Below are 12419 nucleotides of genomic sequence, written 5' to 3' on the forward strand. Positions count from 1 at the left end.
GCAGAACATCAGGCAAAATGGGCATTTTGGGCAGGGGCTGACCTGTGGGTGCGAAATGCCTGGGCGATGACGGCATTTGCGTGTGGTAAGTAATGGCATATATTAACAATTAAAAGCATCCATGGTGACGACAGAGTCAAATAAATTTAACAGTATAATAAAGAAACTGATTCAATATAAAAAATATTACACCGCAATAAAATAGTGAAGTTATATTTCATATTAGTGAAAATGTGTTAATCATCACATTTAAATGTAATTAAAAATCTCTGTTTCATGTAAGAGAATAAATTAAAAAAGAAGAAAAGACAAATGCTAAAAGTGATAAGATTATAATATAATGATTTGTTTTTTCATGGGAAAAATCAGAATAAAATATGGTTATTACGCTAATTATTTTAAAATCCTGCTAATGTGTTATTTTTCAGGATAAAATTTAAGAATAAGATCACATTTTTAATGATAAATAATATATCATTAAGTTTACGATCGCTTTCTCACTACCAGCATAATGTATAAGAATACGCTTTACTGTCATTAATCAATGGAATAAAAATAACTATGTTTAAAAACAATAAAGGGCGTGATATGAGAAAAATGGATAATCTGGAGTTTAGAATATTACAACTTCTTAGAAAAAATCCTTTTCTCGCCCAACAAGAAATCGCTGATATTATTGGAATCAGTCGTTCAAGCGTTGCAGGCCATAATATCCTGATACCCCTGATTTTGTTGTTTGCGGGGTATGAATTTAAAACTGTATTCACGCTGACTTTTGTCATTTTCGCCTTGAATTTTCTGACGTTCTGGTGGGAAACCGCCCGTTGGTTGGACAGTCATTTACTGGAAGCCCTGTACGGTTCAGACACCCACAGTCTGTTTAATCTGGCCGGTATTCAGAACACCTCAGATGATTTAATCATGGGGCTGGTGATGGGTACGCTGTTTATTGTGCTGCCGATGGTCTGGCTGGGTGCATTAGCGTGGGCGGGTGTGCGGATGGGGGATATGGCCGGTATGATGAGCCAGGGTGTGGGGCAGGTCAGGCAGTCTGCGGGGATGTTTGGGCAGATGGTGATGCAGCGGGTGTTGTCCAAAGGGAAATAGTCAAATGAAGTGCTTAAAACTTAAGGGACAGAACGTTATCCTCTAAGTTTAGTTTGAATGTGATATTTTCCTTTTTTTAACCTATTGATAATTGTTTCGATAATTAAAATAAGTCATATTGTCGCGTTAATGTTTTAATTCATGCTCTGCTGAATTCAGGTTTTATATTCACATAACTAACACAGCATTTATGACCTGTATCACAAAAAAGTAAATTATTTAATGCCATTTCAGTCAATATGTCTTATATATAAAACGCTATACTTGACATGTTTATATCGATATCCTTTTTAGGGTAATAGACGATATTTAATTGTTATAGAAGCCTCAAGGGTCGCAACCGTTGAGGCTTCGCTACTTATTACTATGGCAATAAATAGTTCGTAAAAACAGTTAGTCAAATTTTTCATCTGATGAGATGTCTTATTTACATAAACCTATAAAATAGTAGGTCATGTCCATATTTTGCGGAATATGTGTTTTCATCATGTTTAATGTATCACAATGAGAAAAGGCGATTTGACTGATTTAACTTAAATGTTAAGGTTAGTTTTTTCGTTATTGAATTAATAATGAAAATAGTTAAATTAGAACCTATTTAATGTGCTACAAAATGGATTAAAAGAAGTGATGAACGATACCAATAATAAGGGTAATAACAGGAAAAATAAAAAACACGCTGACTATTTTATTCCGTACAAAACGACGTATGATTTACGTTTAAGTAAAAGGGAGCCTAATTTAATCAACATCCTGATACAGGTTCAAGGCTATGAATATGGCTTTTTTACCGTGTTAGGTGTCCGCCCTTTGTCTCAACGGAGTGACGGAAAAAGTAATGCGATTTATGTCGTCAGGTGTCGGTGTGGTAAATATGCGGTCAGGACATTAAAAGCCATTAAAAATCCGAATAATGTTAATGATATGTGTGTGCATTGCCAGCATCTGTTTAGTCAAAGGCGTAAAGCAATTTTTCACACGACAGGAAACGATGTTGATTTGTCAGAACTAACCGGAATTAAATGTAAAAATTCTTTATAAATTAAAGAATAAGAAAATAGTGCCGCACTTAGAAATTGAATTCTCGGAGTACGCCTTATGGTATACGTGAGAGTAGTCCAGTCCAGACTAATTATCAGATAGAACGGAGTGAGAAACATCTGGTTATGGGGAAAACTAAATATCAGTGCCCTGTGTGTTGAGAGAACAAAATCATCAGGCAATGTCACAGTGTGGTGATTTGGGATTGAAAAATGAAATCAGGAAAAGTGAGGAATGGGATGGATCGTACTATCAGATAACCGCCTCATATAAGTACACTATCAGTCCGCCTGAAACCGTCGACAAAAATCCTTTTATACTCTGGTGGCGTGAATGTTTTATTTGAGAAATCGTCTTTAATTTTCCGTTAATCATTTCGATAATAAAATGCTTTGATAGCATTCTCTTACCCCACTCAGCAGGCGAGTAGGCACGCACAAGTGCTTGCTGAGAGGATTCCCACATCTCACCATTTCAGTACACAAATTTATATACAAGGCTCTGCTGGTCTTCATATTTTAGGTAAAAATATCGTTTTATGAACTGGGGGAGTGGGTAGCAACTCACCCAGTCCGATATTCTCTTACTGACGGATAAGCCGTCCCGTGAGGGGGGCACTTTCATAATTACTTCTGAAAGGGTTAATATCCAGCCCTCCCCGTCTTGTATAACGGGCAAATACGGTTAATTTCTCTGGTCGGCAATAATGCATGATATCATTGTAAATTCGCTCTACACATTGTTCATGAAACTCGTTATGTGTTCTGAAGGAAATAAGATAGCGCAGCAGTTTTTCATGATTAATTTTTGCACCCTCATAGCGAATAACAACGCTGCCCCAGTCAGGTTGGTTTGTGACCAGACAGTTTGATTTTAAGAGATTTGAATTCAATGTTTCAGAGACAATACCCGCTTCTGCTGAAACGGAATCTGCCAGTATCATCGCATCAAAGTCATACCCGTCTATTTCGATATCCAGGTCATCCAGTGACTGGCCTGAGAGTGGGCTGATTTCATGGCCATATCCCTCAAGGTGAGGGTAGAGCTTCACTTCCACAGGCTGGCCGGCTGTCTGAGACAGATCTTTTTTCATGGCCTGGATCACATCATCAGTCGTTTCAAACTGAGTCTGGTTAAAACTGTTGAGATACAGCTTGAATGATTTAGATTCAATTAATCCCGGGCTGGTTGCCGGAATAGTAAACTCACCGATTGCGACTACCGGTTTCCCTTTACTATTCAGCCAGGAAAGTTCCCACGCGGTCCAAAGATCAAAACCCTGAAATGGCAATGAATCAGAACTGATATTGATAATATCACGCGCGAGTGATCGCGGAAGTGTTTCAAGTAATTCTGGAGAATAACTTTGTATGTAATCGGTTTTTGTTCCAAGATGTGTTATTGATTTTTTAATATCCATGATGACTTCTCTTCTATGAGGTTATATATTTTCTGAATAGTGCCCGGGTAGCATAGATAGGTCCAACACCGACAATGGCATAGGTCATTTTGATAATAAACTGGGAAAAAATAATTGTTTTAATCGTGTCGGCATCAAGCGTGTTATAAAATGCCAGTGTACAAAAAATAATACTGTCCAGTGCGGCCGCTATTGTTGTGCTGGTTATGATGCGAATAAAAAGATAACGGGAATTGGTCAGTTCTTTGATTTTACATAACAGCCATGAATTGACATTCTCAGAGACAATATAAGCCACTGAAGACGCGACAAGGACAGCAGTAATGCTATGGACAATCTCAGTATAGGCTTCTGCTAACCCCCACTCTTTAAGGCCCGGCAGCACTGCGGTGAACATCAGGCCGAGAACAAACAGGATATTGGTAATAAACGAAAAAAGAATCGCCTTTCTGGCCAGGCGAAGGCCGTAAAACTCATTGAGCATGTCAACAAGGATGAATGTGAGTGGGTAAAAAAAGACTGCGGCGGGTATCACCATATTAATATAGGGAATGCTCACTGGTTTTATCCCTGTCACTGTGCAAAAAATACAGATAATGGCCAGAGAAAGCGCAATCACCAGATAGGCGAACCAGGAACGTTCGTGCCGATCCGTGAGGTCATAGGCAGTTACCGTATCCTCACTGCCATAAATCCGGCGATAGACCTCCCTGAGTTCATTTCTGTTGAGATCTTCTGAGACCTGGCTACTTTCCAATTCCTTTAACGGTATACTGATGCTTTTCCCCGTAGACAGGATCATGATATTCGCCCTTATCGCGTCGGAAGAGCGACTGAAACCCAGCAGTTTATATTTTTGATTACCTGACACAGCTAATGCTCCTTTGCTTACGAAATGCGTTCTTCAATGATGATTCCAATCAATTGCTCATTTATGGTTGGCACTTTTTTTGCGCAACCAGACATATCATGGAGATAAAATCCTTTTTCGGGTGCATATATTAGCGATGGCTGATTTTTTACAGGTGCGGCATAGCGCTTAATGATTAATGTATCACCGGGGAAAAAAATTTTATCAATTTCAGTTTCTACCGTCAGCCCAATCAGATTTGCGCCTTCTTCGAAGGCCCAGATGACCGGGTATTTCATGACAAGCTGGCCAATACGATCTTCCATACTGGCTAACACGTCTGACTGGGGAACAAGCGGAATAGCAGATGGGTTTCTGTTACCCTCAGCGGAGAGGGTATTGTCTATGCGATCAAGCTCTTCAATGTTGCAATGTTCTATGACATCGCACTTGACACCGAAAAAATCGGCAATCCTTGTGATAGTTGAATGTTGAACTTTATTTATTTGACCATCAAGAATTTTATAGAGTGTTGTTCTTGTAACACCTGAGCGCATAGCCAGTGAGGACTTATTCTCACCATTTTTTCTCATCATGTACTCAATGTTACTAATAATATTAGATTTTCTTTTTATTCCTGATGTTTTCATTTCGGAAAATAATAATGTTGTTAGGTTTTTTCTTCAGACATTACATGATTAACTTGTTACTTTCCATAATATTTTTCGATACGTAGCTTTATAAGAACAGTCAGTGGTAAGTTTTTTTTTACATAAAAAACATGACAGTATGCAAAGAATGTACAATTTCATGCACTTTTTGATTATTTTTATGTTGATCTTATTGAATGATGCGTGCTTAATTACTCGCAGTAGTATCTAACTGACCGAATATATTAATTATTATACAAATAAAATAATTACAATATAAAATTATTAGCGAAGCCACACCAGGGAACGAGCACACTATTTTAACTGATTTTTAAAGGTTATTATTTAAAAAAAAACAACGTTAATGGTGTTTGTATCGGGTTAAATTTAACCAAAAACACAATCCTTTAAACTCCTATAGTCAACCGAAGAGTTAAAGAACAATATTGACATTTTAAGTGCGAATATTAATCAAAGTATGCTCGCGCTTTGAAGTTACATCAGGTTATTATTTCAATAAAGGAGTTTATGTAGGGTTACCATTTCTATGGGTTTTATATTTTATCGCATTAAATTTGAGTTATTGAAGATATGAGAAGAGCAGATCATAAACATGCTTTAAATTTAGAGTAATCTACTTATTTTTCACCGATGAAGTAAATGAATTATCTTATGTACACTAGGGAAACTTCATTTCTGGTAGGATAGTTTTGTCAGGAAAGTATATAAGTGAAATAAGCAGTTATACAATAGCAGAGAGTAATTTTTCAGTACCGGATGTTGGGAAATACCAACTTAACATTTGTTAAGTTGGCATCTGTGGTGATTTGAATATCTCAATGTGGATTTAGATAAATATGTGGTACGGAGCGGTTACCTTTTGAGTGTCTAATTTCAAGTGTGAGTAACACCCATAAAGATAATCTATTAATAATTTAAATAACGCAATATGACTATCACATCAGTTTAATTTTGAGATTATTGTCACGATTATTATGATTACTTTTCTTGTGATTGAGTAAAATACTTCTTTAAGGAAATCCCTAACTGTCTATTGGATTTGTAGTGGAGCAATGGTTCTGGATATCTGACAAGCCAATTAAGGGTATGAACAAAGGAAAAATTATTTTCATCAAGAAAATAATAGTACGTCCTTTCTCACCTTATCATCGAATAAAAATTTGACCTCGTTCAACCCAACCGATAAGGTATTTAACTGTTACCAATGGTCCATCGCCTGTAAGGATCAGCGTTGAGCGGCGGACTAAAACTCCCGTAGCCTGAAAGGGAGTGCATGTAATGCGGTACATCTGCGCACTTTTGGAAGCAGATATCATCAGACACATCATTCAACGCTTTGATGATGAAAGTTTCCCGGTGTTATTCACAACCGGCTTACCCACACAATAGAGGCAGAGCACACTCTGTTTCACGCTAATCAATACCGCTTTAACCGGTGCAACATTCACTTACATTTCAATCCATCACGATAAACGTCACGAAAATTGCGCAGCGTCACTTGTGTTGAAGCGCAGCGATTACCAAGTGACGCCGCAGGGCGGCCAACGACCAGAGCACGTCCAGTCTGGCTTTACGACCAATTTGAACCCTGCATTACTCAGTGAAACCACTCAAAACAGACCATTAACCGCCATTTTGTTTGATTGATAAACGATCGTCCTATCGGATTTTCAACCCACTGCCTGATTGCAGGCTGATGCAGTAAAAATTAAGGAGAAATGAATCACGTCAAGATAATGAGGCGTTCATCCTGAACTGATCAGGCTCTGAACGGGGAGCATGTCATCGCTGTGCTGAGCACGTCGCGAGCTCCTGCAATAACTCAACACAATCCCGCCCTGCTACACATTGTCTGACGCACCACGGAACGGTGAACCTGAACCGACACGCAGGGAATTGTTTTAAAAACGACTAAAAATGAATAAAACAAACGCAAAGCAGCAGAAGAGGCGAGAATGGCGCAGGGATCGACACGTTCAAAGGTTGAGCAGTTCAGAAAAGTCTTTATCACTCATGCCCGACAGGCGGGCGGAAGTTTTGTTACGGTGGCGGATCGGGAGCGAATTGCCCGGCAGTTCCTTGATTATTTGAAAGACAATGGCATCAAACTCCGGCAAATGGATAGCCTGAAGGTGAAATATATTGAGCGCTACATCGCTGAACGCAAAGCCAACAATCTCAGTCACCGGACACTGCAAAATGAAATGTCGGTTCTGCGAGCCATCTTAGCGCAGGCGGGAAAGTACAAGCTGGCTGATCCCGATAATGCCCGCCTGAGTAACCGGGCATTGGGTATCGCTGATATAAGCCGCAAGGGAACGAAAATGGCGCTGACCCCGGCTGCGTTCCGGGACATTTTTCAGCAGGTGGAACAAAAAGACCGGCGTGTCGCGGCTGTGATGCAACTGGCGTATGTGCTGGGACTGCGTACCAAAGAAGCGGTCGAAGCCTACAAATCGTTAACGACCTGGAAGAAAGCGCTGGAAAACGGGCATACCTCCGTGCGGGTGGTGTTCGGTACTAAAGGCGGACGTCCACGGCAGACGGTTATATTGGATCGGGAAGCTCTGCAACACGCAATTGCCTATGCGGAACGTGAGCAAGCCGGGTGCAGTGGCAAATTGATTGATAAACCCACGATCACGCAGGCCATCGACCGTTACCGCTATATTGTCAGACATGCAGGACTGCACGGCAATAAAGCGCCACACAGCATGCGGTATCATTTTGCTCAGCAATCCGGACAGCATTATCAAACGCAGGGTTTTAATGATAAGGAAGTGTTAGCGCTGGTTTCGATGGACTTGGGGCATGGTGATGGTCGGGGACGTTATATCCGGCAGGTTTATTACCGGAATAGTGATGATGAGTGAGGCTATATTGGATAGAAAACTCAGAAAGCTCACACACAGAAAAATCTGGGGATTTAGCTTACAATTCTTATTTGCAACGGTGCCTAATACTACAGCCGTAATCATCCCAAAATTAATGTGTTATCTGATAATCAATAAACTGAGAAATTGTATCATTTCAAGCTGTTCTACGGACAGATTTCCAATTGAGAAAAACAAATACAGCTGTAGTATTAATAAGTGAATTGTACTAGTCGCGACTTGATCTGACAGTTACCCACTTTGTTATCGGCGACTGTCAGATTATATTTGGGTCAGATTTTTTTCTGCCCAAATAGATTTCCCATCCTGAAGGGTTTCTATTGGTGTCCGGCCGCAACACATTTTTCCTTGATGAGTGCGGTGATTGTTGTAATTGTCCATCCATTTGTCCAGATCTTTTTGTAACTCATCCAATGAGCCATACCATTTCTTTCTGAACGTCACTGGGTAAAATTCATTCAGGATGGTTTTGTGAAACCGTTCACAGATGCCATTGGTTTGCGGTGACATCGCCTTTGTCTTGGTATGGTCGATATCATTGACCGCCAGATACAGTGGGTAATCATGGTGCTCAACACGCCCGCAATATTCGGTGCCTCTGTCTGTCAGAATACGTAACATCGGCAATCTATGAGCGCTAAAGAACGGCAGCACACGGTCATTCAGTAAATCCGCCGCCGTAATGGGCGTTTTACTCGTATAGAGTTTCGCGAAAGCCACTTTACTGTAAGTATCGACGAAAGTTTGTTGGTACAAGCGTCCCACGCCTTTAAGATTACCGACATAAAAGGTATCTTGCGACCCTAAATAGCCAGGATGAGCGGTTTCAATTTCGCCACAAGCTTCGTCATCATGCTGCTGACGTTCAAGGGCGGCAACCTGCTCGTCAGTCAGGATAATGCCTTCGTCAGCCACTTTCTTTTCAAGGGCTGCCAGACGCTTTTTGAAGTTCTCAAGATGATGTCTGAGCCAGATAGAACGGACACCACTGGCAGACACAAAGATGCCTGCTTTTCTGAGTTCATTACTTGTTCTGGCTTGCCCATAGGCCGGGAATTCGATGGCCGAGTTGATAACGGCGTGTTCAGTCTCCGCATCCACACGGTTCTTCAAATTAGGGGTTTTTCTGCTTTGGTTGATTAACGCATCAATCCCGCCTTTTTCAACGAGTTCCTGATAACGATAAAACGTATCTCTGGATACACCCATCACTTTACAGGCTCTTGAGACATTACTGAGTTCTTCAGCGAGATTAAGCAGACCCGCCTTGTGTTTGATGATTGGATTGCTAGTATAAAGCATGAGAGTTACCTCTTAGTCTTTGATTATGGATTCATCACCTTTAATCAAAGTCGGTAACTCTCTTCTTTTCAAACCGAAGTGTCAGATCTAGTCTGAACTAATACAAGTGAATACAACCCTGTCCTATCGGACAGGGAGTTATTTAATGATAGTTAACTCTTCGCTGCATTTTTCCTGGCTTGTTTTCTGGCCTTGTTTTTTGCATTTTTACTTATATAGACAGTTTCTGTAGGTTTAAATATACTTCTATTTGCAAAGTTAGGATCATTTAATAATGAAAACATCCCACCAGGGACGGTCACTTTATGTTGTTCCAACACATTCTTAAGCTCTTTATTCGATGGAATTCTTCCAAGCACCCCCATAAGTCTAGACAGTATCATTTCTATCTTATTGGTGCTTGTCACATCAACGCTCACTACTTCAGAATCATTTTTTAAATAGTAATAGGAATCCTTCACACTGACGGAGTGATAAAATGAATCATGCGTTTTTTGTGATTCGCTATTGTTTCTTACTAAATCAGCCAGTTCAGGTGAATCAGAAAAATATGCCATTTGATTTATTTGAATTGCAGATGATACATCGTTGCTATGTAATAATGAGCGCTGTGTATCGATGTATGTCGCAAAATTGTTAGTAATTGTTTCTTTGGCAAGATATTCTGCTTCCGTCATTGGATTAACGCCTACTTCAGTGTTTCGATAAAGTACACCGTTGTTACTGCCGATGTGTTTACGATGAGCCTCATCATATTCTTGATAGGCATGCCCTAATTTTTCAAGTTTTTTAATTGCTGTTTTTAAAGAATTCGTCGCGTGAATGTTATCCCCTCGACCTAGCCCTTGGGCTGAGATTGTATGGAGAATTGTATGCTCAGAACTCAATATTGGCTTCGGGTCCGGCGGTTTCTTATTGGAATTACCGGCTCTCGACTGAGTCACCATAGGCACACCTTTCTTCCCATACAAACGGAGTACCTCATTTTTTCTATTGCCATGTGCCCCTTCAGTACTAATAGTCATTGAGTTAAACACATCGATAGGTAAAGAAATGTCGCCTTGCTCGTCGTAGTAATTAACAGGGTTATTCCTCACCATCCTGAACAGGTTTATGCCGTCCACTGTCCCCGCCGGATCCGCACTCAGCCATCGCCCTGCCCACGGCTGGTAATAGCGGTATCCGTAGTAGTACAGTCCCGTTGCATCCCGTTCTTTACCCGAGTAACGCATGACTTTGTAATCTGCCTCCGTCCGATTGCGTGCTGCCCACACCGCTGTGCCTCCGTACGGATAGTACTCTTCCAGACTGATTACTTGCCCGTCATCGTCCACCTCCAACCCACAGCTTCTCACCAGATTGTCGTAGCTATAGCGAACCTGATTGTTACTGATGCCTTCTGGTTTCCCGCTCTCCCAATGTATTACCCGCACCTGCGCACAGCTCGCCTCGTCTACTGTGATAACGTGCTGTATCTCTTTTACCATCGTACCATTTATCGAGGTGCGCAGCTCCAGTCCAGGCAGGTACAACGTGCGCTGCGTCTGCGAGCTGTTAGCCGTCTGCTGAACGTTAGTTTTGATGATACGTTGACTGTCCGCACCATAACGATAGGCTTCCTGATCGGAGGACTGTCCATCACGCACTACTGGCGTCACCTTTAGCAGCTCACCATTCGGCGTCCAGACGAGGTTCTGTCCCGGTTGCAGCTGGCTCTGCTGCCCGCCGGTGGTGAACAGCGCATCTACCTTAGCTGGCTCTTCCGTTAGCGTATTCAGCACTGCTCGGTTGCTGTGGTTCGAGACCGTCATCTTGATGGTATAACTGTTATTACTGGTTGGTGCGCTGTGACGTATCTGCATCAGGTTGCTCCCACGGTCATAATTATAAGTGCGGGAATAATTGCTGTAGGTACTGTTATCAATGAGGGAAGGGATGGGTAATAAAGCGCTTTGTTGACCAATATTGGCCATTTCTCGCCCGGTGGTACTGACCAGCTGATACAGGCTATCATAGATGTATGTGTTCTCCGGCACCACTTTCTGGTTGCGCCAGAAACGGGTTGTCTCGGCATCGTTGGTAATACGCAGAACGTTCCCCACCGGGTCGTACTCATAGCGCAGGTCCTGCAACACCTTCGTCCCCTGAGCATGTCCCTGTGGGCGTTCGGTTTTTATGCCAACAAGGCGCTGAGTCTCCGGTTCGTAGGTGTAGGTGGTCACTACGCCGTTGCCGTGCTCTTCGCGTAGCTTCTGACCCGCGGCGGAATACGTCAGGGATTTCATGATGACCTGCTCTGTCCCGTTCTTCAGCGCCAGCCAGCTGCCGGTCAGCAAACCTGCCACGTCATATGCCAGCCGCTGCACGTTACCCATCGCATCCGTGCGGGTCAGTAATACCCCTGTGGCATCCGCCGTGTTCAGGGTGGTGAAGCTTTCCGGCGCCAGCCGGGCGTTCCAGGCGGATTCATTGTCGCCCTGCCAGTCTGCGTCCGTCCCGTCCGGCAGCAGCTGGCGCGTGACGGACAGAGGTACGCCGTTAAGCGCAATACTGTCCGTCTGGTTCAGTCCGGCGGTGTCATAGTGACGCACACATTGTCCGGTTAGGTTGTTGTTTTTCTCTGCCTGAGTGTTCCCGGCCCAGATAAAACGCTCGGTGATACGGGCCGCTTCGCCAGCAGGCTGTTCGGTGATACTGAGCGGGCGTCCGGGTAAGGTTTCATTTTCATATTGCCACGTACGGGTGACTTCGGTTGCATTGATGGACAGCACAGGCCGGCCGGTAATATCATTCAATGTCAGTATATTACCCGCATCGACACTTCTTGTGCGCACAACTTCACCGGTCAGTACAGTATCATAAATCAGGTTAGGATTGACCGTATTATCCGTTTGTTGTAAGTCAAACAGACGCGGATCAATACTGTGTGCTAGCTGACCTGCGAGCGTAAACCGATGGCGGGTGATCCGTTCATCGGTTTTGGTGGGGGTATCCGGGTGGCGGTGATAATGGAGCTCGCGAACAGTCAGCCCCCGGTTATCCAGGACAGCCACTTCCGGCGTGTTTTGATGCAGGTTATTGCCTCTGTTTAAAGTCATAAGCCATTACCTTTATAGGGTAGTTAACCTTCCCCC

9 protein-coding genes and 2 pseudogenes are annotated in these 12419 nt (G+C 42.5%); 5 read left to right on the top strand and 6 right to left on the bottom strand.

What is annotated here, in order from left to right; all coding sequences use genetic code 11:
- Nucleotides 1–597: 597 nt before the first annotated feature.
- The 3 genes and pseudogenes from Xmir_RS34580 to Xmir_RS18820 all read left to right on the top strand — a co-directional run.
- Nucleotides 598–690, top strand: a pseudogene (locus Xmir_RS34580) (winged helix-turn-helix transcriptional regulator); the annotation flags it as partial.
- Between the two features lie 21 nt (nucleotides 691–711).
- A pseudogene (locus Xmir_RS18815) lies at nucleotides 712–1107 on the top strand (conjugal transfer protein TraG N-terminal domain-containing protein); the annotation flags it as partial.
- A 603-nt stretch (nucleotides 1108–1710) separates the two neighbouring features.
- Complete coding sequence (locus tag Xmir_RS18820; RefSeq protein ID WP_244170984.1) at nucleotides 1711–2148, top strand: hypothetical protein; 438 nt, start codon at nucleotides 1711–1713, stop codon at nucleotides 2146–2148.
- A gap of 252 nt (nucleotides 2149–2400) precedes the next feature.
- On the opposite strand, the gene Xmir_RS18825 is transcribed toward Xmir_RS18820, so the two are convergent.
- The 4 genes from Xmir_RS18825 to Xmir_RS18840 form a co-directional block, all read right to left on the bottom strand.
- Nucleotides 2401–2613: a transposase gene (locus Xmir_RS18825; protein ID WP_099115651.1), complete on the bottom strand. Its 213-nt coding sequence runs from the start codon at nucleotides 2611–2613 to the stop codon at nucleotides 2401–2403.
- A gap of 118 nt (nucleotides 2614–2731) precedes the next feature.
- On the bottom strand, nucleotides 2732–3568 hold the full coding sequence (queF, locus tag Xmir_RS18830) for an NADPH-dependent 7-cyano-7-deazaguanine reductase QueF (protein WP_099115652.1): 837 nt from the start codon (nucleotides 3566–3568) through the stop codon (nucleotides 2732–2734).
- Between the two features lie 13 nt (nucleotides 3569–3581).
- A complete protein-coding gene (locus tag Xmir_RS18835; RefSeq protein WP_099115653.1) occupies nucleotides 3582–4439 on the bottom strand; it encodes a queuosine precursor transporter in 858 nt (285 codons plus the stop codon).
- Nucleotides 4440–4456: 17 nt separating this feature from the next.
- Nucleotides 4457–5068 carry a helix-turn-helix domain-containing protein gene (locus Xmir_RS18840; protein WP_099115654.1) on the bottom strand — a complete coding sequence of 204 codons (612 nt, stop codon included), beginning with the start codon at nucleotides 5066–5068 and terminating at the stop codon, nucleotides 4457–4459.
- A gap of 1521 nt (nucleotides 5069–6589) precedes the next feature.
- On the opposite strand from Xmir_RS18840, the gene Xmir_RS25790 reads away from it, so the two are divergent.
- Together Xmir_RS25790 and Xmir_RS18845 are read left to right on the top strand one after the other, a co-directional pair.
- Complete coding sequence (locus Xmir_RS25790; protein ID WP_167386013.1) at nucleotides 6590–6736, top strand: hypothetical protein; 147 nt, start codon at nucleotides 6590–6592, stop codon at nucleotides 6734–6736.
- Between the two features lie 308 nt (nucleotides 6737–7044).
- The gene (locus tag Xmir_RS18845) at nucleotides 7045–7962 is read left to right on the top strand and encodes an integrase domain-containing protein (protein ID WP_099115655.1); all 918 of its coding nucleotides are present in this window, start codon (nucleotides 7045–7047) and stop codon (nucleotides 7960–7962) included.
- A 282-nt stretch (nucleotides 7963–8244) separates the two neighbouring features.
- Here Xmir_RS18845 and Xmir_RS18850 read toward each other — a convergent pair whose 3' ends face one another.
- Both Xmir_RS18850 and Xmir_RS18855 read right to left on the bottom strand, forming a co-directional pair.
- Nucleotides 8245–9285 (bottom strand): IS481 family transposase, encoded by a 1041-nt coding sequence (locus tag Xmir_RS18850; RefSeq protein WP_099115656.1) that lies wholly within the window; start codon nucleotides 9283–9285, stop codon nucleotides 8245–8247.
- 152 nt (nucleotides 9286–9437) lie between these two features.
- The gene (locus tag Xmir_RS18855) at nucleotides 9438–12383 is read right to left on the bottom strand and encodes an RHS repeat domain-containing protein (RefSeq protein ID WP_244170985.1); all 2946 of its coding nucleotides are present in this window, start codon (nucleotides 12381–12383) and stop codon (nucleotides 9438–9440) included.
- Between the last annotated feature and the right edge of the window lie 36 nt (nucleotides 12384–12419).

The organism is Xenorhabdus miraniensis (assembly GCF_002632615.1).